The organism is Chitinophaga sp., assembly GCF_019236475.1.
In the GTDB taxonomy this organism is placed as follows: Bacteria; Bacteroidota; Bacteroidia; order Chitinophagales; family Chitinophagaceae; genus Chitinophaga.
The window spans coordinates 23,285-48,640 of record NZ_JAFAIX010000004.1 but is presented as its reverse complement, the minus strand read 5'-3'; the positions used below and the strand labels follow the sequence as shown (position 1 = coordinate 48,640).

At 41.6% G+C, this 25,356-nt stretch carries 24 protein-coding genes; 12 read left to right on the top strand and 12 right to left on the bottom strand.

All coding sequences use genetic code 11. The features are described 5' to 3' along the window. Positions 1-38: 38 nt before the first annotated feature. The 8 genes from JO154_RS04300 (at position 39) to JO154_RS04265 (ending at position 7,344) form a co-directional block, all read left to right on the top strand. The gene (locus JO154_RS04300) at positions 39-776 is read left to right on the top strand and encodes a DUF72 domain-containing protein (RefSeq protein ID WP_291942185.1); all 738 of its coding nucleotides are present in this window, start codon (positions 39-41) and stop codon (positions 774-776) included. Between the two features lie 17 nt (positions 777-793). Continuing rightward, complete coding sequence (locus tag JO154_RS04295) at positions 794-1,246, top strand: SRPBCC family protein (RefSeq protein WP_291942182.1); 453 nt, start codon at positions 794-796, stop codon at positions 1,244-1,246. Between the two features lie 190 nt (positions 1,247-1,436). After that, positions 1,437-2,420, top strand: coding sequence for an AraC family transcriptional regulator (locus JO154_RS04290; protein ID WP_291942180.1), 984 nt, complete (start codon positions 1,437-1,439; stop codon positions 2,418-2,420). A gap of 131 nt (positions 2,421-2,551) precedes the next feature. Further along, positions 2,552-3,847, top strand: a complete 1,296-nt coding sequence (locus JO154_RS04285; RefSeq protein ID WP_291942176.1) for an ATP/GTP-binding protein — start codon at positions 2,552-2,554, stop codon at positions 3,845-3,847. Positions 3,848-3,873: 26 nt separating this feature from the next. Further along, positions 3,874-4,527 (top strand): RloB family protein, encoded by a 654-nt coding sequence (locus tag JO154_RS04280; protein ID WP_366935568.1) that lies wholly within the window; start codon positions 3,874-3,876, stop codon positions 4,525-4,527. Positions 4,528-4,837: 310 nt separating this feature from the next. Next, entirely contained in the window at positions 4,838-5,680 is an 843-nt protein-coding gene (locus JO154_RS04275; protein WP_291942174.1) for an alpha/beta hydrolase, read from the top strand. Positions 5,681-5,920: 240 nt separating this feature from the next. Continuing rightward, positions 5,921-6,790 carry an MBL fold metallo-hydrolase gene (locus JO154_RS04270; RefSeq protein WP_291942171.1) on the top strand — a complete coding sequence of 290 codons (870 nt, stop codon included), beginning with the start codon at positions 5,921-5,923 and terminating at the stop codon, positions 6,788-6,790. A gap of 101 nt (positions 6,791-6,891) precedes the next feature. Further along, positions 6,892-7,344, top strand: coding sequence for a nuclear transport factor 2 family protein (locus tag JO154_RS04265; protein ID WP_291942168.1), 453 nt, complete (start codon positions 6,892-6,894; stop codon positions 7,342-7,344). Positions 7,345-7,411: 67 nt separating this feature from the next. Here the strand turns inward: JO154_RS04265 and JO154_RS04260 are convergent, their stop codons facing one another. The 7 genes from JO154_RS04260 to JO154_RS04230 all read right to left on the bottom strand — a co-directional run bounded on the left by JO154_RS04260 (position 7,412) and on the right by JO154_RS04230 (position 12,243). Next, positions 7,412-7,651 carry a GlsB/YeaQ/YmgE family stress response membrane protein gene (locus JO154_RS04260; protein ID WP_291942165.1) on the bottom strand — a complete coding sequence of 80 codons (240 nt, stop codon included), beginning with the start codon at positions 7,649-7,651 and terminating at the stop codon, positions 7,412-7,414. Positions 7,652-7,745: 94 nt separating this feature from the next. Further along, positions 7,746-8,291, bottom strand: a complete 546-nt coding sequence (locus JO154_RS04255; protein WP_291942162.1) for a dihydrofolate reductase family protein — start codon at positions 8,289-8,291, stop codon at positions 7,746-7,748. Between the two features lie 64 nt (positions 8,292-8,355). Beyond that, positions 8,356-9,090, bottom strand: coding sequence for a helix-turn-helix domain-containing protein (locus JO154_RS04250; RefSeq protein ID WP_291942159.1), 735 nt, complete (start codon positions 9,088-9,090; stop codon positions 8,356-8,358). Positions 9,091-9,147: 57 nt separating this feature from the next. Then, entirely contained in the window at positions 9,148-9,921 is a 774-nt protein-coding gene (locus tag JO154_RS04245) for an alpha/beta hydrolase (RefSeq protein ID WP_291942157.1), read from the bottom strand. Between the two features lie 282 nt (positions 9,922-10,203). Continuing rightward, positions 10,204-11,037 carry a helix-turn-helix domain-containing protein gene (locus JO154_RS04240; protein ID WP_291942154.1) on the bottom strand — a complete coding sequence of 278 codons (834 nt, stop codon included), beginning with the start codon at positions 11,035-11,037 and terminating at the stop codon, positions 10,204-10,206. 192 nt (positions 11,038-11,229) lie between these two features. Beyond that, positions 11,230-11,643 carry a nuclear transport factor 2 family protein gene (locus tag JO154_RS04235; RefSeq protein WP_291942151.1) on the bottom strand — a complete coding sequence of 138 codons (414 nt, stop codon included), beginning with the start codon at positions 11,641-11,643 and terminating at the stop codon, positions 11,230-11,232. Positions 11,644-11,700: 57 nt separating this feature from the next. Then, on the bottom strand, positions 11,701-12,243 hold the full coding sequence (locus JO154_RS04230) for a carboxymuconolactone decarboxylase family protein (protein ID WP_291942148.1): 543 nt from the start codon (positions 12,241-12,243) through the stop codon (positions 11,701-11,703). Positions 12,244-12,452: 209 nt separating this feature from the next. Between JO154_RS04230 and JO154_RS04225 the strand changes: the two genes are divergently transcribed. Next, positions 12,453-12,884 (top strand): thioesterase family protein, encoded by a 432-nt coding sequence (locus JO154_RS04225; RefSeq protein ID WP_291942147.1) that lies wholly within the window; start codon positions 12,453-12,455, stop codon positions 12,882-12,884. Positions 12,885-12,963: 79 nt separating this feature from the next. Here the strand turns inward: JO154_RS04225 and JO154_RS04220 are convergent, their stop codons facing one another. From JO154_RS04220 to JO154_RS04205, 4 genes are all read right to left on the bottom strand, one after another. Beyond that, complete coding sequence (locus tag JO154_RS04220; protein ID WP_291942144.1) at positions 12,964-13,491, bottom strand: hypothetical protein; 528 nt, start codon at positions 13,489-13,491, stop codon at positions 12,964-12,966. A gap of 745 nt (positions 13,492-14,236) precedes the next feature. Further along, a complete protein-coding gene (locus JO154_RS04215; RefSeq protein ID WP_291942142.1) occupies positions 14,237-14,989 on the bottom strand; it encodes a GLPGLI family protein in 753 nt (250 codons plus the stop codon). An 8-nt stretch (positions 14,990-14,997) separates the two neighbouring features. After that, positions 14,998-17,784 carry an outer membrane beta-barrel protein gene (locus tag JO154_RS04210; RefSeq protein WP_291942139.1) on the bottom strand — a complete coding sequence of 929 codons (2,787 nt, stop codon included), beginning with the start codon at positions 17,782-17,784 and terminating at the stop codon, positions 14,998-15,000. A gap of 174 nt (positions 17,785-17,958) precedes the next feature. Beyond that, positions 17,959-22,035, bottom strand: a complete 4,077-nt coding sequence (locus JO154_RS04205) for a DEAD/DEAH box helicase (protein WP_291942136.1) — start codon at positions 22,033-22,035, stop codon at positions 17,959-17,961. Between the two features lie 311 nt (positions 22,036-22,346). Between JO154_RS04205 and JO154_RS04200 the strand changes: the two genes are divergently transcribed. The 3 genes from JO154_RS04200 to JO154_RS04190 all read left to right on the top strand — a co-directional run bounded on the left by JO154_RS04200 (position 22,347) and on the right by JO154_RS04190 (position 24,697). Then, entirely contained in the window at positions 22,347-23,213 is an 867-nt protein-coding gene (locus JO154_RS04200) for a DMT family transporter (RefSeq protein ID WP_291942133.1), read from the top strand. A gap of 85 nt (positions 23,214-23,298) precedes the next feature. Then, entirely contained in the window at positions 23,299-23,850 is a 552-nt protein-coding gene (locus JO154_RS04195) for a 2OG-Fe(II) oxygenase (RefSeq protein ID WP_291942131.1), read from the top strand. Positions 23,851-23,869: 19 nt separating this feature from the next. Then, entirely contained in the window at positions 23,870-24,697 is an 828-nt protein-coding gene (locus JO154_RS04190) for a glycoside hydrolase family 16 protein (protein WP_291942129.1), read from the top strand. Positions 24,698-24,956: 259 nt separating this feature from the next. On the opposite strand, the gene JO154_RS04185 is transcribed toward JO154_RS04190, so the two are convergent. Further along, positions 24,957-25,340 carry a VOC family protein gene (locus JO154_RS04185; RefSeq protein ID WP_291942126.1) on the bottom strand — a complete coding sequence of 128 codons (384 nt, stop codon included), beginning with the start codon at positions 25,338-25,340 and terminating at the stop codon, positions 24,957-24,959. Positions 25,341-25,356 lie beyond the last annotated feature (16 nt).

Here is a 25,356-nt window from a genome sequence, read left to right as displayed (position 1 = left end):
TGCTGATTGGTTGGTGCAGAAATTGATGGCTCTTCATTATGAAACGCAGCAGCCAGACATATGTAGGCACTTCCGGGTGGCAGTACAAACACTGGAAAGGGGTCTTCTACCCGGAAGATATCAAAGAAGCAGATGAATTATCCGTCTATGCACAAACGTTTCATACCGTTGAAATAAATAATTCTTTCTATCATCTACCGCCACCAGAAAGGTTTCGCGACTGGAAAGCAGTTACTCCCAGCGCGTTTATTTTTGCCATTAAGGGAAGTCGGTATATCACGCATATGAAGAAATTGCAGGTGGATGCCGAACCTATTCACAAATTAATCTCCAATGCCGCCCACCTGAAAACCAAGACGGGTCCTATATTGTGGCAGTTGCCGCCCAGATGGAAAATTAATCCGGACCGCTTACAATCATTTCTTACCCTGTTGCCCCAAAAGTATCGTTATGCATTTGAGTTCAGAGATCCTAGTTGGTGGGCTCCCAGCATATACGCACTATTGAAACAATATAATTGTGCCTTTTGTATTTATGAACTGAGCGGACAGCTTTCTCCAATGGAAGTGACGGCAGACTGGGTGTATATCCGGCTCCATGGCCCTGATGGGAAATATCAGGGAAAGTACAGTACAACTGCGCTTCGGAAATGGGCGTATCGATGCCAACATTGGAATAAGGAAAAGAAAGATGTGTATATTTATTTCGACAATGATCAGCAAGGCTTTGCCGCCGAGAACGCCAGGAAGCTACAGGATATGTTGTCTCACCGATAATCTTAAAATTCATTGATATGGAACAAACATCCGACAATACCTTTTCAATACAAGTACAGAAGGATTTCCACCATACCGCCGAAGCCATCTTCGATGCCTGGACAGATATCTGGAAACTAGACAAATGGATGTTTGGCCCTTCTGTCAGGGAAGAGGAAATTATCCATCTTACCAATGATCTCTATCCTGGTGGCAAGTTTAGCTATAAAGTCAAGCGAGGAGATCAGGAGCTGGACCATATTGGTACCTACCTGGAGATAGACCGGCCTACACGCCTGGTATTTAGCTGGGGTGTAGACATCGATTCCGGGGACGACAGTATGGTTAGTCTGGATATACAACCTACGGAAGTTGGCTGTACGCTTACATTGACCCATGATATGGATAACAAATGGGCGCCATATGCAGATCGTACCAAAGAGAGTTGGACCAAAATACTGAACATCCTAGATGAACGTATGCCGCTATAGTAGGGTTTCTATATTTTAGCTTTCGGGAGACAGCCAGCTCTCCTGTTTCCTGGTTCTCACAACGGTTCGCAGGAATGAAACAGCCTTTTATACTTAAGGGATTACTTTTTATATCAGCAGGATTATATGCGGTGCCGTCCTCCTTGGGAGCGGGGAAACGATTATTTTTACGCTCCTATCACATCATTTTATGGGCGAAAATGTACTCACGGGAACGGATACACTGGAATCGTTGTTTGCCAACAGCTATGTGCAAGACGGATATAATTCTCCTGGATTAACGGAGAAGAATATCAGTTTCGTTACTCCTGAGATGGAGTTACAGTCGCAGAATTGTTGGTTTGATGGCATTCGTATCGGCTACTCTGAATGGAACTTCAAAAAGGATATGCATTTTGAATGGAAAGCCGATCTAGACTTGGTGACCCAATATTTCAATCTGCGTGGAGAAGTGAGTACAGACATTCATGTATATGGGAAAGATTTTCCGTTAGGCAACTATACACACAATTTAATTTATGCCCCACAAAGTCATGGTATCATTAAAAGTCATGATTCCAAGTTGATTATTTTTATGGTGCAGTACAAGGTGGAGAAGTTCCTGGAGCTGATAAAAGATTCCAATGAATCCTTGCAGCACTTTGGATCATTGATCACCAGCGGCTACCCTTGCGCTTTTTCTCCAGAAAATCTATACATCGATGGCCAACTGGCACAAACGATTGAGGATATACGAAATTGTCCGTATACAGGTGGTATCAGGCAGATGTACCTTTTCTCCAAATGCCTGGAGTTGTTAGTCCTTCAAGCCGATGCTTATCATAGGAATCGCGCTGACAGTCATAAAATCATCAAAACCGATTACGATAAAGAGAGAATTGTCTTCGCCCGTGAGTACCTGTTGGAGCATATGGACGCCCCTCCTAGCTTGGCGGAGCTTTCCCGTATTGCAGGAATTAACCTGTTTAAGTTAAAAAACGGGTTTAAGGAAATGTTTGGCAACACGGTTTTCGGATACCTAGGTGATAAGCGGCTGGAAATGGCAGTGCGAGAGCTGGCGGCAAAAGAGAAAAGCATTAATGATATTGCCCTGTTGACGGGGTATTCTTCGGTGCAGCATTTTAATAAAGCGTTTAAGAAGAAGTTTGGAGTGACGCCAGGGAGGTACAAATAACAATAAATAAAATACATACTACATTTACTTCAAAAAACTTATAAAATGGCATAAAAAAGCTAAAAATGAACCACTTTTCAATCCTTATTCTTAATTTTGCATAAATTCAGCAAAAAATAAAATAAGAGAATATGATTGAAGAATTTAGCTTTGGAAACTTTTGGTCATTCAAGGATATCCAGACTTTAAAGATGACCGCTGCAAAGATCAAATCCTTCCACCCTTCTCTGGATATAGATAATGTCATTAGTGTAAACGAAGATGTACAACTGTTAAAGGCGAAAGCTATTTATGGTGCAAATGCGAGCGGTAAGAGCAATATTATTAAGGCAATAGGTGCTTTTATCAAGACTGTCATGGAATCTGTCAAAGATGATAGAGCGCTTGAGAGAATCATGTCATTTGAACTTTCCACAGAAACATCAGAGAAACCCTCTTTCTTTCAAATTATTTTTAGACTAGAAAACACGCGATACAGATACGGATTTGAAGCAGATGCCGAATCTATTAAGAGTGAATGGTTATTTTCTACCCCGAACAAAAGAGAACAACCTTTATTCATTAGAGAGGAGGATAAAATCATCACTATTAATCAAAAGCATTTTGAGGAAGGATACAAATCCATGTCTCTAATGGATGGAGATAATAATGATCAAATTTTTAGAAATAATTCTTTATTTCTATCATCATTAGCATCTTTTGGTTTTGGTAAATTATCGAAGAGGATTATTCAGTCCTTATCAGAGATTACCATTATTAGTGGGTTGGGCCATAGTGGAATGTATGGAGCTGCTGGAAATGCATTAAGTGATGCGGTTCAAAAGAAATTCATCTTAGATTTTTTAAAAAATGCAGATGTAGGAATTGAAGATCTAGATACGGTCGAAATTGCCAGCGAGGATATACCTGAAAGCTGGGAGATTGAAGTGAAGAATGCATTGAAAAAGAGAAAAATAATTGTGTCCAGTAGAACTAAATACAATGCTAACTTAGAATCTGATGGACTAAGCCGCTTCTCCTTTGGACTGCAAGAATCAGAAGGAACGAGAAAGATGTTTGAATTGAGCCCATTTATTTATCGTTCCCTCAAAGAAGGTTCCACCCTGATTATCGATGAATTCGATGCGAGGTTCCATCCACTATTAACCAAAAAAATTGTGGAATTATTTAATTCTTCCCAAAACCCCAACGCCCAGATTATCTTTATCACGCATGATACCAATTTATTATCTTCAGAATTGCTAAGAAGGGATCAAATTGATTTTGTGGAGAAGGACAGATATGGAGCGAGCCATCTTTATACGCTTGTTGAATTGAAGGGCGTAAGGAATAATGCATCTCTTGAGAAGGATTATATCCAAGGGAAATATGGTGCCATTCCATTTTTGGGAGATTTTACAACTTTAATAACCCTTGATAATGCCTAAGAGTACAAGAGCTATTAAGGTAACGGATAAGGATAAAGCATGGAATAGAAAGGGCCCAACCCAGTGATTATCGTATAGCCACAATTCCTTTAAATAAGACTTTTCTGATTACTTGTGAGGGACAAACAGAGGAACTGTACTTTAAATCATTTCCTGTATTGGGAGCAAGGGTTAAAGTTATCAATCTGGAAGGACAATCGAAGCTAAAATTAGTAGAGACAACGCAGGATATACTTCAAAACTCCCATGAAACTTATGACGAAGTTTGGTGTGTATTTGATATGGATGTCCAAAGAGGAAAAGATGAATTTTCAGATTTTGACAATGCCATCCAAAAAGCTAAATTACTCAAGTATAAAGTAGCCTATTCAAATGATGCATTTGAGATTTGGTTTTATTTACATTATACACATTCTGAAGCCCAACAACTTCGTACATTTTACTATGAAGAACTGAGTAAAAAATTCAATTTGAATTACACGAGGGATGGCAAGAAGTATGACTTTTGCTTGAAAACATATCAACTGCTTGCAAATGACACTAATTCCTGCCAAAAGAAAGCAATTGAAAGGGCCATAAAATTACATATCGACCAAAAGGATCTCCCCTATCATCAGCAGAATCCTGTTACTTTAGTCTATGCATTAGTGGTTGAATTGAATAATAACTTAAGGAGATAAAATACCTCTATTCCGTATTAACTTCCCTTTCCTTATTGGAAGAGGCTTTTTAATGACCATATTAAATTTTACTCCCTCCATGACCAAGCCTATAAAAATGAGCATTTTTTTGTAAATTGATATGCTAATCCCCCAATTCCCTTAATAACGTTTGATTTTAAACGCCTTGGGTTCAAGACTTTAACGGCTGAGAAGGAGCACCTCACCCATTGGATTTTAATATCAATGCATAACACAATCAGCATAAGGCTTTGAGACTGGCTAATTTCCGCTTACACGATTATAAATACACTAATAATAATCAACAAATATGCAAGCCTCCAATCAATCCCAAACAAGTACTTTCCTCGGTAAAGACGGTCTGAATGTATTCCATCGTAATTGGAAATCAGACGCCCCAGCAAAGGGACTCATGGTAATAGCCCATGGTTTCAATTCACATAGCGGCTACTATCAGTGGGCAGCAGAACAATTAACTACGCAAGGTTTTGAAGTGTATGCATTAGATTTCCCCGGTAGAGGAAAATCCGACGGAGAACGCTATTATATTGCAGACTATAATGCCTTTGCTGCTGATATCGACAAATTGGTGGATATAGCACAATCCTCACATCCAGGGTTACCTACCTTTCTGTTAGGGCACAGCGCCGGTGGGGTGTTCTCCACTATCTATGCATTGGACCATCAGCAAAAACTGAATGGATTCATTTGTGAGAGTTTTGCTTTTCAGGTGCCAGCGCCCGATTTCGCAGTGGCGGTTTTGAAAGGACTCAGTTATGTCTTTCCACATGCGCACGTGTTGAAATTGAAAAATGAAGATTTCTCACGGAATAAAGAGGTGGTCGATTTTATGAACAACGACCCACTCATCGCCCACGAAGTACAACCTACGAAAACAGTACAACAATTGGCGCTGGCTGATGAAAGATTAAAAGCAGAAATTCCGACTATTAAACTGCCATTACTTATACTTCACGGAACCGCTGATAAAGCTACCAAACCAAGTGGCAGCCAATACTTCCACGACAATGCAACATCCGTAGATAAAACGCTTAAGTTTTACGAAGGCCATTACCATGATTTACTCAACGACATTGACAAAGAAATTGTGATGAATGATATTTTAGATTGGGTGAATAACCGGGTGAAATAATCAACCTTAGCAAAACACTCTTTTCCTCGTCCCTGCCAGGCGGGCAGGGACGAGGAAAAGATCAAGGAACCAGCCGTAACCTCACTGCTGGTTTCTTGATATAGTTGCTTCATGGTTACGTGAAGAGAAAACCCTCGAACCGATTTATCCATGCATTAGCCATGTTTGTCCATGGTCTCCATGTCGGAAGTGCAATAGCTTTGTTCTGTCAAATCGACAAAACAATAAAAGCACTATAAGATGAAATCCTTAAAAATCTACTTGTTTATCCTTGGCATCCTCCTCGCAGGATCAGTAAAATCCCAACATAAAAAAACATTTCAATGGATAGGCGGGCCTACTTATGTATTACAACTGGGTAGCTTTAAAATACTGACAGATCCTATGTTTAGCCCGAAAGGCGATTCCGCATTTATGATTAAAAAGCATCCTTCTACCGGAGTGGCCAACGCATATATTCAGCGCTATATTGCACCAGCGACATTCGATACTTCCCATATAGACATCCTCCTGGTAAGCCATCCACATGCGGATCACTTTGACCGGGAAGCAAGGAATACCTTGAATAAACACCTGCAAGTGGTAGCTCCGGGGGCCAAGACCTCTACTTTAAAAGACTGGGGCTTTATGCATCTTACAGGACTCAATTGGGGCGATACTACCGAATTTAAAAAAGGAAATGAATCCCTTCGAATCATTGCGGTAGAAGCGATGCATGCCAAAGATGATCCATTAAAAACGGAGCTGGGTAAAGGAAATGGTTACATCATCGAGTATACGGTAAACGGCCAGGTATATCGGGTATATTGGACCGGCGATACCGTTTGGTTTGATGACATGCAGCACTATACTCGTTACGGAAAGATCAATCTGTTTATCCCCGATATGGGTGCTGTAGGTTCAGATGGCCCTATTGGGCGCCGTGGATTGAATGCACAGGATTGTTTGAAGATAATAGAAACCCTGCATCCTGATGTGATTGCACCCGTACATCATTCCACTTTCTCCATGTACATAGAGCCTATTGCTAAATTGCAGCAAACATTGGATACCACCACTTATGCGAAGAGATTAAGAATTGTGCCAGCAGGAAAAGTAGTGTCCTTATAATACAGCACATTGACACTAAAAAGCCTTCCACTCTTATGAATGGAAGGCTTTTTTAGTTGTGTCTGGAAAGTTGGTATATTACATAATAACAACTTTAAAAAATGATGGAGAATAACATAATCCAACAGATAAAAAACCTTTTTTCAGGGGCCGATGCACGAGATTGGGAAAAAGTGAAAGCCGTAATGAATGATACGATAACACTTGATTACTCCTCTATGACCGGCAACCCGGCCATTTCCCTCACGCCAAACGATATTACTAATGCATGGGCTGCCTTCTTGCCTGGCTTCGATAGCACGCACCACCAGCTATCTAATTTTTCAGTTACGATAGATGGTGATCTAGCAACCGCCGATTACGCCGGAAAAGCAGATCATTTTATTAATCAAGAAATTTGGACGGTGGAAGGTACTTATCATACCAATCTGAAGTTGATAAATGGTTCCTGGCTGATTACAGGGCAAAAATTTAATTTCACGCAGCAAAGCGGGAACACGGAGCTGCCGGCATTGGCAACACAAAAAATGCAAAAACTAAACGAATCCAAATAAGAAGCACGGCGCTGTGATTTATTAAATCCCAACGCCGTGTAAAAACATTTCCCTCGACTCCAACCTGTTACTTCCCTTTGATAAGGCGTAGCAACCAGATAAGGATCACCGAGCCTACCAAGGCTACTATCAGGGAACCAATCAGGCCATTCCCCATGTGAATACCCAGTTTGCCGAATAACCAGCCTCCCAGCCAGCCACCCACAACACCAACTAGGATATCTATCAGCACTCCAAATCCTTCTCCTCGCATTAATTTACCGGCGAGCCAGCCTGCAATGCCGCCGATGAGTAAAGTCCATAACATATTGGATATTTTTTTGATAATTAAATATAACAATTAAATGGCATTTACCCAGTTTTTTTTAAATGATCGGCCTCCTGGAAGACTGCCTCTTAACTTATTTTCCAGGTACATAGATGAGTTCCACCACACCTGATTTAAAAGCCTTGGTGTCGGTCAGCTTTAAACCTATTCGCTCTTTTACATCTTCAAACAATGGCTTACCTTCTCCCAACACTACCGGATGTACGTATACCTTATATACATCTATAAGTCCTGCATGGATAAATGTCTTAATGAGGTTTGCTCCACCATATAGCCATATATCTTTGCCTCCTTGCGCTTTGATGGCAGCAACTCGGTTAACGATATCGGAATGAATGAAGGTAGCATTGTCATCCCCCCTATTTTGACGGGAAAAAACAAATTTTTGCTTTGAATGGATGCCTTGCCACATTTCTTTTTCTGCCAGACCAGCAGCGGCATCTGGCTGAAAATTCCCCCAGGCATCATAACTTACCCTTCCATATAAGATAGTATCAATACTGGATAAGAATCCTCCAAAATCCATATCATCATCCATGATGCACCAATCTACCTCTCCATTTGGGCCTTCAATAAATCCATCCAAAGTAACAGCTATGTTCAAAATTATTTTCTTCATACAATATAATTTTAAGCAAAAATAAAAACTGCCCTATGTTATACTTTGGAAAAATACGACAAAATTACAACTGACCAGGAGTTAGACCTGTATGTCGTTTTATTTCGTTGGTAAGATGCGCCTGATCATAAAAGCCACATTCAAAAGCTATATCAGATAACTTTTTTTGCTGACCTAAATTGTTCATCATAGCAAGTGCCGACTGGAAGCGAATTATATTAACATATTCCTTCGGAGTCAAGCCAATATGGGTTTTAAACATCCGCTCTAACTGCCTGACCGTTAAAAAATTTCTTTTAGCAATTTCAAAGATGCGTACATTTCCTTTGGAGACATGAATATCGCTAAGGACAGCCTGTAGAACTGGATTGACACTACTTCTCTTATCCAAAAAATAACTATTGAAATAAGCGTAGGGCTCCTTGTTTAACTTTCCCATTTCAAATGATTGGGATAAATCAAATTCAACAGTTTGATTCGTTATTTCATGTTGTGATGCATAGTTGTAAAGAGACGAGAATACAGATGGCTTCAAACATACTCCTAATAGATGTGCACTGGCATCTACAAAACTTTCCTTAAAAGAAGTCATTGCTCCTACTACGTATGTTTTACCATAATCCATAGTCGTTAAACCATTATCCGTTTTAACAGGTCCCCCTAAATTAATAACTATTCCCGGACACCCATCTGGAAATATTCGTTCCCATTGTTCATCGCTTTCATCGCCTTTCAATTCCCAAAAAGAATGGATATAGGCCGCCAATTCCTGGCAAGGTTTCACTTCATTATACTCCATTACTACAACTTAATTGGCTATTTATCATCTGAATGATGCCGATCAATTTTATGAATGTTATTTTATCCAATTGTAAATATAGTCAGCTACTTCTTTCCAGTTTCTATCGCCACAAATAAAATGCCCTCTGTTTTCAAATATTTTAAAACCCTTCACGCTGTTCGCGTCTTTATAAGCCTTAAAATTCTTTTCATTGAGGCCATGGGGAATGATGTGGTCTTTTTCTCCAGCAATAAAAAGTAAAGGAACATGTGGTTTATTAAAATCTATTTTTGCAAACTTACCGGTAGTACTTCTGGGTATATTTCTGCTTTCTGGTACCGCAAACTCATCAAAGGCCCTATCAGATTCTTCCCTGGGCAGATTGTTGCCAAAAGCATAATAGAACCAATTTTTCGATGGACGGAAAACCGAATTACCTTTTAGCGGATTTAATACAGGTAAGTTGGCTTTTAAAAAGCTCCATTGTGTAGGTAGTATTCCTGCTGGAGCGGCGCCATCTATACAAATACCGGCAGATGCCTTATCCATTGCTACCAGTTTTTGAACGGAGAGTCCACCTAAGGAATGACCAATGACAATAGGCTTTTCCGGTAATGTGTCAATGAAGGACGCCAGCTTCTCTACCACATCTTTAAAAGTTACATTGCCCAATTCTGCTGGCGTGTGCTCCCACATCTCTTTCACCGTCCCCTCATGGTAAGGGTTGGAGGGAGCATAGCAGGTATAACCCTTCGATTCAAAAAACTTTACCCAACCATCCCAGCATTTAGCCGTTACAAATAACCCGTGAGCGAAAACTATTGTTTTTGATGCAACTTGATTGTACATTTTCTTTTAGTTTTCCGTTATTTTCATTGTAAAAAAAAGACATATGTATCCGGGGCAAATCCTCTTATCCAACTGATTAGTAACCTTTTCTAAAATTCTATTCTAATGTGGTTAAGTAAAATCCTTTAATGATCACTTAATTACCTTCATATATACGTCAGCAATCTATTAAACGGTTTGTTCAAGGAAATTGTTCCATTAAAAAAGCTCAGATCTGCGAACCAGTCCTGAGCTTTCTTTGTCTTCCCTAATCAGTTTTATGCTATACAACTGTAAACAATTTCACCTTTCTGCTGCTGCAAAACCAACAGTTTCGCGATATAGCTGCGGAGAAACATCGGTATTAGTTTTAAAAAAACGGCTAAAATAATATTCATCTTCATAGCCTAATTCATAAGCTATTTCCTTTATTGTTTTTGATGTAAGATACAGTTCCCGTTTTGCTTCAATTATAATTCGTTCCGAGATCAATTCTGTAAGTGTCTTGTTAAAGTGCGTCTTTGCTATTCTTGCTAATGCCTTTGCTGAAATATGCAGTAAATCTGCATAATCACTTGCAGTATGCTTGGTTTTAAAATTATTTTCAATTGCTTCTTTAAGATTTTGTAAAATAAAAGGCTGATCGTTCTCGGCAATATCAATAGCCACCTGCGGTTGTTGGTCTACTTTTGCTCTTGACAATTGAATCAATAGAATTTTCAACTGTGATACAAGTAATTCATATTGCGCCAAAGCAACGTTCCGAATTTCATCTTTGAGTTGCGCAATCATCAAATCAAGTTGTTGTTCTTGTTTTAAACTTAATGTTATAAAAGGAGGATGGTATATGTTGTTAAATAAAACTCCGTTGCAAGCAACTTCTTTTTGATGTTTATGAATACAAAAAAAATCCGGATGAAAATATATTGCAACTCCAATAAACTCACCACTTACCGTAAACATAAACGGTTGATAGGGAGAAAATGCAAAGACGGATTTTTCTTGGAATGCATAACTTGTAAAATCCGCCTTTACCGTCCCAGTACCTTTCCTTACAATAATTAAAGAATAATAATTATTTCGTTGGATATGGTCAAAATGTTCGTTACTTTCAAAATCAAAGACTTTAAAAGCCAAGTTGCCATTCTGTGGGTTTATTAATGTATGGTTACTTGTATTCCGCATTTATTCTTTGAGCATTAAATTAAATATAATGAAAAACTTGTTACATTAATTCCACTTTTAAGTGAATTGCGGTATTCATTGCTTTTAACTTTTTATCTCTCATCACATACGATGCACAAAATTAATAAAAAGTGGTCTTGGAATTCATATTCTTCTCTCCGCCTCTTTAATCGCTAAATCATTAATGCTCGCAAAACGTTTACGCATCAAACCGTTTTCATCAAATTCCCATAGCTCATTTCCATAACTTCTATACCATTGCCCTGTATGATCATGCCACTCGTACTGAAATGCCACAGCCATACGATTTTCCCGAAATCCCCAAAGTTCTTTTTTTAATTTATAATCCAGTTCTTTCTCCCACTTTTGTTTCAAAAAAGCCTTCACCTCTTCACGTCCATGGATAAACGCTGTACGGTTTCGCCACTCCGTATCTGCTGTATAAGCAAGGCTTACGATTTCAGGATTCTTTGTATTCCATGCATCTTCTGCTAATTGTACTTTTTGTAATGCCGTTTCCAGTGTGAATGGCGGCAGAGGAGGACGTTGATTTTCCATATATATTTTTTTAAAACAAAGCTACAAGCGCAACACCTGCAGCTTTGAACATATCATTTAATTTAAGGGTTTAGCCAAAGGAAAGTCAATGGGAATTTGCGTAAGATTGTGAATGTAATTCATCACTACCTTTTCAGCAATAGCAATATGTACATCAATAATGCTTGCTTCTCCATATCCAGCTTTGAAGAAATTAGCCAAGGTTGGCTCGCTTACTTTTCCTTTATTAACGGTAGCCTCATTTGTAAACTTTACCAATGCGTCTAATTTACTGTCAAACGAAGCACTACCTTTTCTTAATTCAATAGTCTGTTCTTCAGTAAAGCCATTCATTTTCCCTAATAACGTATGTGCCGATAAACAATACTCGCAATTGTTTATCTGGCTCACCACAAGGTTAATCGCTTCTTTTTCCTTCTTGCTTAAGGAAGTCTTCCCATTTTGAAAGTTCAAATAATTTTCCAGACCGGTATCACTGTATGCTATAGTGGCGTAAAGGTTAGGAACAAACCCTAACGCTTTTTTTAGGTTATCAAAAATAACCTGATTGTTCGGAGATACATCTTCCCTTTCAGGTACTTTAAATTTTGTTGTTGTCATAACTTGAATTTTTGAATGATTTTGTATGATAATTGACAACCCAAAATTGCGATAAGAATAATAACTGTAAAATGGACAGACGGCGCATATCCATGGATTATTTTCCCTGGATATGACTTCGCCTTTAACCATATATCCAAGGGCAAGCAGATAACCGCCAGGTAACGGAAAATTGCCCTCCGTATCATCCGGTTTTCGTAAATTTAAGAATGGATATATTTTTTGAAGGGCCCGTAATGTGGGCGCAGTTAGACGCGAATATGCATATGCGGCATTCTGCTTATGCCGACTTTGCTGCCCAAGCCAGGCTGAATATGCTGGATAAAGTGGGAATTCAGGCTAGAGACCTGGTGGCACTACACCTGGGACCGATTCTGTTCCGAGAAGAACTAATCTATCATCGGGAAGTAGGCCCTAATGATTATCTAAAAGTGACTTGTCGGATTGCAAAAACAAAAAAAGATGGCTCCCGCTGGTCTATCCGCCATGAACTCTTCCGTCAAGATGGTGTGAAAGCAGCTACCATTAACGTAGATGGCGCCTGGATGGATACCGCCAAACGAAAACTCGGTACACTCCCGCCTGAACTACAACAACGTTTCAGTACCCTACCGTTAACAGAAGATTATGTAGAAGAGTAAACATTTACGATAAAGTACTTAAATAAGGAAGTCCGCCCCAAAGGTACACGGGGCGGACTTTCCAGTGTTTGAGGATCAATCAGCGACTTGAAACCGGCTTATCACGGAAATAAACCTGCCGGTCTGCTTCCAACTCCTTAATAAAAGGTAAGTTGTTCTGTATATATGATTTGGTGGACTGTTCAAAGTAGCTATCCAACTGGAAGAATTTCGCTGCACGAGTGGCTCCCAGCAACTTATTCATTCTTCTGAAATAACGCATCTGCAAATGACTATACTCCATGTCATTTGCCATAATTTGCTTAGTAAGTGAATTCAACTTTTTTTCATCTAGAGAAGAGAATTCTTCATTATACATCCGTAACAAACTCAAACGCTCTGCCTGCCAGGGCTGCTTCTCTGTCTCATAATCAAACAACGCTTCATGGAATGATCTAGCTTCTACAGGCGATATACGTAAATAATCCTGCATTAGGGCATCTTTGTTTTTTCCGAAGATCTCATTGATGATATCTCCCTCCTCAATTGGCATGACTACCGGTGTAGTCTGTGCATACAGACCCATCGCGGCGAACATAACAACAAACAAACAAAACAAATTTTTCATAGCGATATGTTTTATGGTGATAGGTAACTTGAGATCTGTTGCCGTAAAGGCGTAAATCACCGCAGGCCAAAGCTGGCCTGTTTAGGACACATACGATGTCGCCGTTGTTGTAACTATCTTAACACCTATTCTTCCGGGGTCAAATGATGAGGGCTTCACATGATTACCAGATGCCGATGTAATGTTGCAAACCTTACTCCCGGTCCAGTCTGTTTGAGAAAATCCTGCACGCTGTGAATCGTTGCTCCATTAAGCGAAAACAACCTTCATACTACGGTTACATGAATTTGAAACGACATTGCGGCTATAGATCTCTGTCGAGTAGATTTCAATTTTCATAAGGATATGCTTTTTTTAATCAACAATATACACCATCAACAGGTCATTGCCTCTCGAATACCAGGTTCATAGTTGCCATTAAAATGCTGTGTCTGAAAAATTTGCGGAGTGGGAACACTCCGCATTCATTCATTATAATTCCACGTTACGAAAAAGAAGTGTCTTTTATCAATTATTTATTAGACATATAACTAAATACATTGATACAGGCTAATTTTCCGATTAAGAATTTAAAATGATTGCTTGCGGTTAAATGCTCAGGAGTAATTCGAAATTTTTACGTAGGACTCCAAATTTAACAGGTTCTTTTTTATCCACCAAATAAATATATTTATCCACAATCAAACAATTTATTGAAATAAAAAATGCCCCCTAACGGAGGCATTTTCCTATGAATACAATATCCTTATAGTTCTGCATTCTTTATGAATTGCTTGCCGTAATTCCCCCAATCAGCAAGGGCCTTGGCCAAATCATCATGCAAGCCTTTCCTGGTAGTTTTCTTTCCTTTTTGGAAAGGCTGTAACTGCCCCGGCGCAATCTCTTCCACCAATACTTTCGTGGCAAACCAAGTCACATGTTCATGTGGCAAAGCCACTCCCAAGATCATCCCCGGTAATCCTGTAAAAGACTCCGGCCCACCAGGCGTTGTAATCTGATCCGTATAAAAAGCCACTACATAAATACTGTCCATGATAATGGCATTCGCTCTCCTACACTCAAATCCTGCAATGTTTCTCGTTTCTTCGGTGATCTTCCATTGTATGTTACGGAGACTGTCTTCTACCCTATAGGTGGCTTCAAAAATTTTTTTCTTCGTAATCGTTTTGCCTGCCTCCAGTAAATTATAAACAATGTTATCATCTCCAGGATACTCCCTGCTATTACTGCCATTTTCAGGATTATCCCTCCCCGGTTTGTACAAGGTGGTACTATCCGTAAACCAACAATCAAAGTAATGCACGGCAAACTTTGGAGTGGACTTCTTTACGATTTCCTTCCAATCTCCCTCACTGGATATAGCATCTATGATGGCATGCTCATTCCTACGACGTTCAAATTCTATCTTCCCATGCGTAACAAACATGGCCTGCTGTGCCGCTGCCCATAATACGTTGCATAGTAGCAAGATCAGTATTACATGAAATTTTGTCTTCATAAACTATCTTATTTTGCGGCGGCTGCTCCAGCCCCAAATTTGTTAAAATTCCATATAAACGAGAGCATGGCATAACGGCCAATGATGCCATAAGTATTCTGCGAAATCGTATTGCCATTCATATTCCTGTCGAGGCCCACGCGTTTACCTAATATATCCTCTACAGCCGCTTTCACTGAAAATACATCCTTCTTCCCTATCTTTTTCGTCACAGCAGCAAACCAGATAGGCATATTGCTAGCAGGGAAGAGATTCGTTTTAGGACGGATAAAATATTCAAGTGAATTCGTCAATTCCAGCTTCCATGGCAGAAATACGGTGGTTTCTCCTGTTATGTTATAGGTCCAATAACTTGTTTTTATGGCTGACTGTATAGAAGATACACTGGAATTATAAGTGGCACCGAAAGAAAGATTACTGTTGATCACTTTCTCCTTATACTTATAGAAAGACAAAGTATTGGAAGCATTAAAAGTGCTGGCTTTGTTTTCTTCGCCATTCACGAAGTTGATCCTTTTGCCTAAACCACTATTTCCTTCAACACCTACGGTTATTCCAAGCGGCTTCACTTTCCAGGAGCCGTTGTAATAGAGGGAAAAATGCTGATTCCCATTTACGTTTACAGTCATCGTTTTGGTACGGCCACCCGCATCCGTTACACTGCTGGTACTAAAATCATTGAAGGTGGTATTGTAGGAAAAATTCACCCATATATTGCGTTCCGTCAATATCTTGTAATCACTGAAAGAAGCGTATAGGCTATTGTAGAACGCCGGCTTCAAATTGGGATTTCCCACATAAATGTTAATCTGGTTGTCATTGCTGACCAGTGGCTGCAATTGAGAAATAGAAGGCTGACCAGTATTACCATTATAACCAAAAGAGAACCTTGTCTGCTGCTTAATATTGTAAGTAAATCGCATCCGTGGATTCCAATTAACATAGCTTCTTTTCCAAACGGTATTGGTGAACTTATTCTCCTGCGTTTGGTTACTCGATCCTACGGAAACGCCTATATTAAAACGAAATTTCTTTTTATTATAATTGTATGCCAGTCCTCCGGTATTTGTCAGTACATTATACGCAAAGTCGTTACTGTAAAGAGAATCCAGTAGCGCATATTTCCCGGAACCATCTATATTGAAGGAATTTCTACCGGAGTGATTATTATTAACAATCAGTCCATAGCTAAATTGTAATAAGGAGTATTTCCCCAATGGCTCTGTATAAGTAGCATTGCCGGATACATTCATCGATTCTCCAGTAGTGATTTTATGCTGATCCACGATCATAGTGGTATCCAATACGCCGCCGGCATATACATCCGCACGCGATAGCTGGAACCCGTCCCGGTTATTCTTATCATAGTTCTGGGCCAGGTTCAAAGAAAAGGTACGTCCTTTCTTTTTGAACTTTTGTTTCCATAGCAAATTGGATCCAAACATATCTTTCTGCCCGGAACCAGAAGTCTTGTTGGTACTTTCGTTTAACAGTTCACCGAGTTCATTCTTTACAGTGCCATGGGAATTTGAAAAGCTAGAGGTATTATCTCTTCCTCCCTGCACTTTTACCTGCACCGTAGAAAAAGAATCAATTTTCCACTCGTACATACCGTCTCCCCGCATTTTATTCACCACATTCTTTGAACTGCTGCTATCATTGGCATACTGTACGCTATTGTTCAGGACCTGCTGACGCACATTGGCAGACCACTGTTCCACGCCCAAGCGCATCGCTTTTGCATTTACGTTCGCCCGCTGTTTGTCCTCGTTCCATTTATCTTCAAAGTGTAAGCCGCCATTCTGCACCAGGGGGAAACCCTGCCCATCGAACTGTCCTCCCCATCCACCAAAGCCATCATTGCCATTGCCAGTGAACTCATAATAACCCATCGTTTCATCATAGTTCACATTATCTGCGTCTCCCTGACCAAACTTTGCTCTTTCGTCCCAGTTAAGCCCAATTTTATTGGTGTTTCCTGCTATGCCATAAGCTGCAAATTTCTTCTTCCCTTTGAACAGGTTGAACATCAACTGTGTATCGAAATATCCATCTGTACCGCCACCAGCACTGGCTCGCCCAAAATATCCTTTCTTCTTGTTATCTTTCAGCGTGATGTTGATGGTCCTAGATTTCTCCCCATCATCTACACCTGTGAAATCGGCCTGTTCACTTTTCTTATCAAACACTTGTACCTTATCCACCATATCCGCGCGGAGATTCTTAGTCACAAGCGTAGGGTCGTCTCCAAAAAATTCTTCTCCATCAACCAATACTTTTTTTACTTTCTGCCCCATAGCAGTGACCTGCCCTTTATTATCTACAGATATCCCTGGGAGTATCTTCAACAGATCTTCCACATTCGCATTGGCAACGGTTTTGAAGCTGTCTGCATTAAATTCGGTGGTATCCCCTTTGAAGCGGATGGCGGCTACCTGCTGCTTGATGACTACCTCTTGTAAGAGCCTGGATTTCTGCGTCAGCTTGACGGCTCCCATATTTTGCACCGTGGAATCTGCTAACGTGACCGACTCAACGTAATCGGCAAACTTGGGATAGTTGACCATCACCAGGTACTTACCCGGTTTTAAATCTTTAATTTCAAAATGTCCTTTTTCATTTGTTCGCTGAAATTTGTACAGGATGGAATCCTTCGCTTGTAGCACAGATACTACCGCGTTAGCCAGTTGTGTGTGGTTCAGGGTATCCGTCACTGTTCCTTTTACTATCGCCTTTTGCGCCATGGCTACATGCATGATGAACAGCATGGCCAAGACAGAGGTAAGTTTTTTCATTAACGGGTCACAGAGTTTTAGGAATAATGTACAGTCATATCAAAAGATGCAACGGGGCCAAAAATCCATAATAATTCGGAGCTAATTGTTATCAAGCCTGATAAACATCTGTTAAATAACAGTCTACTTATCATGTAGAGGATATGACTTTACAATACTTCCTAAAACCAGAACTCAATAGCTTTTTAGTAATTGCATCAGTTCATCAGCGGAGAGTTGTAATGATTTATCCGCTCCTTCGAGGAGCTGATCGGCCAACTCCCGCTTGGTATGGTGCAGGGTAAGAATTTTTTCTTCTATGGTATGCATCGTTACCAGTCGATATACCGTTACTGGGCGCGTTTGACCGATACGTCTGGCACGATCTGAAGCCTGTTCTTCGATGGCAGGGTTCCACCATGGGTCCAGGTGGATCACATAATCAGCGGCTGTGAGATTAAGCCCTAATCCGCCTGCCTTGAGACTTATCAGGAACAAATCTGCCTCTCCTGCCTGGAATTGTTGTACCAGCTTGGCTCTCGTAGCAATAGGTGTACTGCCATCCAGATAGAGGAAACGTATCCCCTTTTGCAGTAAAGCCGCTTTCACCAACTCCAAGTGCATCACAAACTGACTAAACACGAGTGCTCTGTGCTGATTCTCTATCAACTCGTCTACTACTTCCAGGAATACTTCCAATTTGGAGGAACTGATTTCCACATGATTGTTCACCAGTTTCGGATGGCAGGCTGCCAATCGGAGTTTGGTAATCTCTGCTAATGCTTTAATATGTCGTTGTGCATTATTCCCTTCTTGCGATTGCAATGCCTCCAATGCATTCCGGCGAACGGCTTCATAGAAGGCTGCTTCATCAGGGGTTTGTGCCACCAGCTTAACGATTTCTGTACTAGGCGGCAGTTCTTCCAATACCGCCGTTTTCGTACGGCGAAGCATAAACGGAGATAATAATTTCTTCAGTTGCTTTTTCACGGCGCTCTCCGGATTTCGTATTCCAGGGAATACATATTGCTTGTTGAAAAAATCTTGACTGCCTAGTAATTCCGGGTTGAGGAAATGGAATAATCCCCAGATTTCGCCCAGGTTGTTTTGTACCGGCGTACCGGTGAGGGCCAGTCGGAAGCCCGCTTGTAGCGCATAAGCTGCTTTAGCAGTGCGTGTTTGCGGGTTTCGGATGATATGTGCTTCATCTAATACCACTGTTGCCCATACTTTATTGGAAAGTAGTTGTCGTTCGGATTGTAAGAGGCCGTAAGTAGTGACAACGATATCAAAGGCCGAAGCATCGCGGATGGTATGCGCGCGATTGCCAGCACTCAGGTCTATAAAATTCAACGTAGGTGCGAACTTAGCAGCCTCGCTGATCCAGTTGGGCAATACAGAGGCAGGACATACTACCAATGCTGGTCCATCTGCTGCTCGATGTAGCAATAACGTCAACGACTGTACGGTTTTCCCCAATCCCATATCATCGGCTAGGCAGGCGCCTGCGCCCCAGGAGGCCAGTTGCACCATCCAGCGAAAACCTTCTTCCTGGTAGGCGCGCAAGGTGGTTTGTAAAGTAGATGGAATCGGTGCTGATACGGCACGAGAAGCCTCCCATTGCTGCAACATCCGTTGCCATGCCATATCGGTTTGTACAGCTTCCAGGTCCATCAAGGCTTCGGATGCAAACGGTACCAGCATAGGACGTATCCTGAGACCTTTATCATCGTCCATGGTAAAGGCGGCCAGCTCCTGCAAACGTCTGCGGATGCCATCTGTCAGCGAAACGATTTCGCCGTTTTTTAAGGTATAGAAGCGGGTGTTTTTACGCAGGGTGGTATTATCCAGTAATTCTTTCAGGGAAAGTACGGTGTACTCATCCACCTGCACATGCCCCTCACAAGTAAACCAGTGGTCTTTTTCTTTGATAGTGATATGCAGTTGTGAAAGGTCTATCGCCGTACGGACTTTATACCTCTCTCCTTCCGGCCATTCGGCCACTGCCAGATCAGGGTGCAGGCGGATCACTTCCAGGAGTTGGAGACAATCAGCCGGATCTTCAAACACGATCTGATCCTCTTCTAGCTCCTGTACTACCTCTTGTTGGATCAATTGTAGCAATTGCTGGTAATTGGCTAATTCTAGCTCCTGATCGCGGCGTGCCTGGCAACGTTCGCCGTTCATGATACCCAATATTGACTTACCTCCCAGGCCGGGCTTACAGTAAGGAGGATCTGTACTGAAAGGCTTTACAAAAAAGGCTGCTTTCAGTCCTGTGTTGAGGGGCAGGAGCTGCACAACGATCCTCGTGTCTCCCTTTATACTCCGTATATCCGTTGGCGTATCCAGCATATCCGCATGGATAGTGAGCGAAGCGGATAAATGTTCTAACACACTGTTCAGTTTATCACGACCAGATAAAGGCACCGACTGCAATTGGTTGAGGGTGCGCAATACATATTGTTGTCGCTGACTAACGTAAATGACTTTCAGTCGATTCATGGTTTCTCGCAAGAAGATAACCGGCGAATGAAAATCATGCACATTGCTACCAAAGGAAAACCCTCTGGCAGTAGTGATCACATTGACTTCAGGGCTACCGGTGACCACTTCTGCTGGCGTCTCCCCATCATACATATTAAACAGCAAGGGATGGCCTGCCAGTTCCTTCCAGACTTTAGGATCAAAAGACCATCCATCTGTGCCGGCATTATAAAAACTTACTTTTTGTACGGTAGCGCCTATACGAATATCTTGCGCTGTCATTCCCTCTGCCTGCGGATCTTTCAGGTATCCTAACGGTAGTTGCCTACCACGACTCCAGCCAATCGGATCTTTGAAATGTTGCAACACCGGCTGAATGCTGTACTGATCCATATCAATAAAGTAGGCAATCCTAGCCACAGCAGCGGCTTTCTCTTTTTGCTTTTCTTCCTGTGATAGTAACGTATTCAGTACCCGCTCCCATTCCGGCACTTGTTCGGAGGAAGCGCCTAATGGCTGCAAACCAGTATTGGTGGCAAAGTCATCATAAAATTCCTGGTAACCATCAAAATGTTCATCCCTCGTATAGTACAGGTATTCGAAGGCGGGCAACTGGTAACCATTGGCCACTACTTTGGACAATAGCATCCGCAAGGATGGCTGATGTAACAGCAATAATTTATTGTTGGGATGATACCATTTCAGCGCCCAATATCCGAGAAAAGCCATGAGTCGCTTATCTGGCTCTTTGGCAGCATTCTCAAAAAGGATTTCCAGGAGATTTTCTGCCCTTTCTCTTTTTCCGAGGTGCAGATATAATAGGGAGACAGCCGGTACGTTGGCCGGCGTAGTTTTTCGTTCGTAGTGCGTAGTGATCTTCTGCATCAACGGTGTAGCCACTTCCGTGGGTAGCAAACAGAGATGAATCGCATGATAGAAGGCAAATAGAGGTCCAGTGGGAATGATGTTTTTCTTATCGCCACTGCGTTGTTTTTTCATGCCTTGTTCAAATGCCAGCTTTGCTTTGGCGGGCGTATCGTGGTAGAGGAGCCATACCGCTTGTGCAAAGTAATCATCCGCGGAATGCAGTTCGGCGGAAGATGACATACGACCATCCAGTAGCTTTATTTCGGGGCAGACAACTGATGCACTGAACTGCTGTAGCTCCTCCTGTAACTGGCGCAGCAGTGAAACCGGCTGTAGTTGCTGCTCTTGAAACCGTATTGCCTGCGAGAAGATGGCATCTACCGCAATAACAGAAAAATACTGCAATAACGGCCGATAGGGAATTCTTCCCGCCAAACAAGAAAGATAAGGCAGATAATCCGCCAACTGCTGTTCCATTTTCTTTACCGGAGGCCCTATCAGCGTTCTATCTCCGATGAAATAAGCTACCAGTAAGCGTTGTGTTTCCTGCAAGGCGGCATGTGCACTATAGAAGCTAAAATCATTGGCAGGCACTTTCTGCAACATGTGCTGGTACTTGGCCTGCTTGATATTTTCCGGGAATAATTGCAAGCAATATTCCAACGGTAGAAAGTAATTACCGGCAAAATTGCGGGCCAATATTTCCTGATCTGCCAACTGCTGCAACAAGTCCCCTACTTCTACTGCTTGCATCGTAGGCAGGATGGCCTGCACGGCAGCATTGAGCGTAGGTTTATCCACCGGATACATGTAAATAGACAGGATATCTGTCATCATACGAAGCTCCGGAGATAAGTGGTCATATTGCTGCTGGAATCTAACATCTTCGAACATGGCGGTACTACTGATATCTCGCAAAAATAGTATTTTTTAATCCCCTTGCTGGAGCGGATATCTTTTACTATTTTTGAAATTATGTATAAACCATCATTCTCCAACGTATTACCTCCGCCAGTAGTTGTAGTAGTTTCCTGCTAACTAAATAACCGGCGTTTACATGTAATGGCTTCCCATTCATTTGGGAGAATGATTTGTATTGCTTTCTCTAAGCTGCTGGCTATTTAGTTAACCCAAATATCTCACACTTAATTTATTACACATCAAACTGATGCTGATCCGAAGTCATCTCGACGTTCATATCCGCACTGGTCAAGCTATATTTTTTAATGATGAAAAAATCATTTCTGCTGCTGCATACCGCCATATTTTTGGCGGGTTTTAGTGGTATTTTCGGCAAATTAATCTCGTTGAATGAAGTCAGTCTCGTTTGGTATAGGGCGCTATTTTCCTTTTTGTTTTTATTTCCATTCCTAAAGGCCACGGGAAGATTTACGAAGCACACCCTCCAAGAGCGGCTACAGATCACTATTTCCGGACTATTACCGGGTTTGCAATGGGTATTCTTTTATGGCAGCATTAAATATGCAAATGTTTCTGTAGGTGTTATCTGTTTTTGTACCACAGGATTCTTCACGGCCTTACTGGCTCCATTCGTTACAAAGGCGCGTTTATCCGCCACAGAACTGGGCTTGAGTTTACTGACAGTAGCCGGCGTGGCATTGGTATTTCACTTCGACACCTCCTACCGGCTGGGAATCATACTGGGCACCATTTCCAGCATTTTAGGGGCATTGTACATGCTGACGAACGAGCAATTAATAAAACGTTTTGACGCCGGTATGATTAACTTTTACCAGATGTTAGGGATCACACTGGGCATCGGTTTACTAGTGCCTTTTTATCAGCACCTGATGCCCGCACTGCATTTCACCCCCACCGGGACGGACCTAATCTACCTGGTGTTGCTGGCATCCTGCTGCACGATTGCAGTATATGTAATGATAGCGGAATCGTTGCGGAAAATTTCCGCCTTTACTGTCAATCTTTCTTTTAACCTGGAACCCGTATACAGCATCATTTTGGCAATTTTTCTATTCAATGAAAATCGAGAACTGAATATCAGTTTTTATGTCGGTTTGATGCTGATATTGCTCTCTGTTTTTCTACAAATGCGACTGGTACATAAAACCAGATAAATCGATTAAGAACAGGCAGGTTCGCATACCTGCCTGTTTTATCCTATTAAAAATTTGTACCTTTCCTACTCCCAAAGATTGATATATGAAAGTGCATCATTATTCTCCAGAAATATTTACTATCAGCAACTTTTTCACGAAAGAGGAATGTCAACATTTGATCGACAGAAGCGAGGCGCTTGGCTATGAGGAAGCCAAAGTAGATGTAGGCGGCGGCAAACAACAAATGATAAAAGGTATCCGCAATAATGAACGGGTCATGTTTACAGACGATACGTATGTAGAATGGCTATGGGAAAGGGTAGCGCCCTTTGCCCCGGAAGGAAAGCAAAACCGCGTGGCTTGTGGTTTGAATGAACTGCTGCGTTTCTATCGTTATACGCCAGGACAACGCTTTAAAATGCATATGGATGGCAGTTATATCCGCAACCCGTCAGAGGCCAGTCAATATACCTTTCTCATATACCTGAATGATGGTTATGAGGGTGGAGAAACCGTATTCCACAGTGGAGAAGTAGTACAACCGGAAGCAGGTAGCGCATTGATATTTTACCATCCCCTCCGCCATGAGGGCAGCCTGCTGCACAGCGGCATGAAATACGTTTTGCGTACAGACATTATGTATAAAGATATTTAGGAAGACAAACAGTTGAACAATGAAAAAGATCCTGATGGTGCTGCTGTCTACAGTTACCGCACTTACCGCTTGCAAAGTGACGGAACGCTCCGGCCCAAAAAATCATATCTATGTCCAGAAAAAAGGACGGGAAAATAAGGACTGGAAGCTCGTCTGGCAGGACGATTTCAATGGCAAGTCCCTGGACACTACCAAGTGGACGCGCATTCCACCCGGCAGATCTGCCTGGGATACGCATATGAGCAGCAATGATGCCTGCTATCGCCTAGACAATGGCCTGCTCTATCTTCGCGGTATTATCAATCCTGATACCACGGTGGATAAGCGTCCTTATTTGACAGGAGGCATATGGTCTAAAGGGAAGTTCGCGTTCCAATACGGCCGTATAGAAATCCGTGCAAAGTTGGAATGCGCGGGAGGTGCATGGCCTGCCATGTGGATGCTCGCAGAACTGGACAAATATGGCAAATACCCTCGCAATGGGGAAATTGATATCATGGAACACCTGAACCGGGATAGTATCATCTACCAAACGACCCACTCCTACTATACCCTGGACCTCAAACAAACAGAACATCCGCCACATTTTGGCACCGCGAAATTGAATCCATTGGAGTTTAACACATTTGGCATCAGTTGGTATCCGGATAAGATTGTGTTTCAGGTGAATGGACATGATACTTTTACCTACCCGAGAATTACGGGAGTGAATGCATCTCAATGGCCATACGATCAGCCTTTCTTTATTCTCATCGATCAACAGTTGGGTGGTAATTGGGTCGGAAAAATCAATCCGGCCGATTTACCCGTACAAATGATTGTAGATTGGGTGAAGGTTTATCAATAAAAAAGTGACTATATAAAAGGCCGAAAATGACGTCTGCGACGTCATTTTCGGCCTTTTATTTTTTTGTTGTCCCTGCCCTGTGGGCAGGGACAACAGACAGATGAGTTTTGCCTTCATTTACTTTGGGCAATTTTTTTTGTCGTCTTGCCCACTGCGGGAAGGGCAACAGGCAGAGTTTTGCCTTCATTTACTTCGGGCAATTTTTTTGTCGTCTTGTCAACTGCGGGAGGGCCGACAGACAGTAGATTTCAGGTATTTACTACATATGAAATACATTGAACTTATGCCCGTCAGGATCAGCAAACACAAAGCCGTAATAACCTGGCCCAAACGCTTCTGGTTTGGAAACGATTGTTCCACCGGCTTTGCGTACTAATTCCTCCCAGTCATGCACCGCGTTCTTACTATCCGCAGAAAGGGTGAATATGATTTCATTCCCAGCTTTTGAATCGATGATGGGCCCTTTCATGGCGGGTTCAAGCATATCCTTCAAAAAGAAATGAATGATAAACTTTTCTTCGCCAAAGAAGAAACTCGTCAATTGGGCCGACTCCCCGTTATGTTTAAATCCTAATTGTTTATAGAACTTGGTAGTTCGATCTAAATCACGGACGCTGAAATTAGCCCAGATTTTTGTTTTCATAAACTAAAGGTTTTAT

Bases quoted from the DNA above. Each gene is read 5' to 3' on its own strand.
- JO154_RS04300 (WP_291942185.1), top strand. From the start codon at position 39: ATGAAACGCAGCAGCCAGACATATGTAGGCACTTCCGGGTGGCAGTAC.
- JO154_RS04295 (WP_291942182.1), top strand. From the start codon at position 794: ATGGAACAAACATCCGACAATACCTTTTCAATACAAGTACAGAAGGAT.
- JO154_RS04290 (WP_291942180.1), top strand. From the start codon at position 1,437: ATGGGCGAAAATGTACTCACGGGAACGGATACACTGGAATCGTTGTTT.
- JO154_RS04285 (WP_291942176.1), top strand. From the start codon at position 2,552: ATGATTGAAGAATTTAGCTTTGGAAACTTTTGGTCATTCAAGGATATC.
- JO154_RS04275 (WP_291942174.1), top strand. From the start codon at position 4,838: ATGCAAGCCTCCAATCAATCCCAAACAAGTACTTTCCTCGGTAAAGAC.
- JO154_RS04270 (WP_291942171.1), top strand. From the start codon at position 5,921: ATGAAATCCTTAAAAATCTACTTGTTTATCCTTGGCATCCTCCTCGCA.
- JO154_RS04265 (WP_291942168.1), top strand. From the start codon at position 6,892: ATGATGGAGAATAACATAATCCAACAGATAAAAAACCTTTTTTCAGGG.
- JO154_RS04260 (WP_291942165.1), bottom strand. From the start codon at position 7,651: ATGTTATGGACTTTACTCATCGGCGGCATTGCAGGCTGGCTCGCCGGT.
- JO154_RS04255 (WP_291942162.1), bottom strand. From the start codon at position 8,291: ATGAAGAAAATAATTTTGAACATAGCTGTTACTTTGGATGGATTTATT.
- JO154_RS04250 (WP_291942159.1), bottom strand. From the start codon at position 9,090: ATGGAGTATAATGAAGTGAAACCTTGCCAGGAATTGGCGGCCTATATC.
- JO154_RS04245 (WP_291942157.1), bottom strand. From the start codon at position 9,921: ATGTACAATCAAGTTGCATCAAAAACAATAGTTTTCGCTCACGGGTTA.
- JO154_RS04235 (WP_291942151.1), bottom strand. From the start codon at position 11,643: ATGGAAAATCAACGTCCTCCTCTGCCGCCATTCACACTGGAAACGGCA.
- JO154_RS04230 (WP_291942148.1), bottom strand. From the start codon at position 12,243: ATGACAACAACAAAATTTAAAGTACCTGAAAGGGAAGATGTATCTCCG.
- JO154_RS04225 (WP_291942147.1), top strand. From the start codon at position 12,453: ATGGATATATTTTTTGAAGGGCCCGTAATGTGGGCGCAGTTAGACGCG.
- JO154_RS04220 (WP_291942144.1), bottom strand. From the start codon at position 13,491: ATGAAAAATTTGTTTTGTTTGTTTGTTGTTATGTTCGCCGCGATGGGT.
- JO154_RS04215 (WP_291942142.1), bottom strand. From the start codon at position 14,989: ATGAAGACAAAATTTCATGTAATACTGATCTTGCTACTATGCAACGTA.
- JO154_RS04210 (WP_291942139.1), bottom strand. From the start codon at position 17,784: ATGAAAAAACTTACCTCTGTCTTGGCCATGCTGTTCATCATGCATGTA.
- JO154_RS04200 (WP_291942133.1), top strand. From the start codon at position 22,347: ATGAAAAAATCATTTCTGCTGCTGCATACCGCCATATTTTTGGCGGGT.
- JO154_RS04195 (WP_291942131.1), top strand. From the start codon at position 23,299: ATGAAAGTGCATCATTATTCTCCAGAAATATTTACTATCAGCAACTTT.
- JO154_RS04190 (WP_291942129.1), top strand. From the start codon at position 23,870: ATGAAAAAGATCCTGATGGTGCTGCTGTCTACAGTTACCGCACTTACC.
- JO154_RS04185 (WP_291942126.1), bottom strand. From the start codon at position 25,340: ATGAAAACAAAAATCTGGGCTAATTTCAGCGTCCGTGATTTAGATCGA.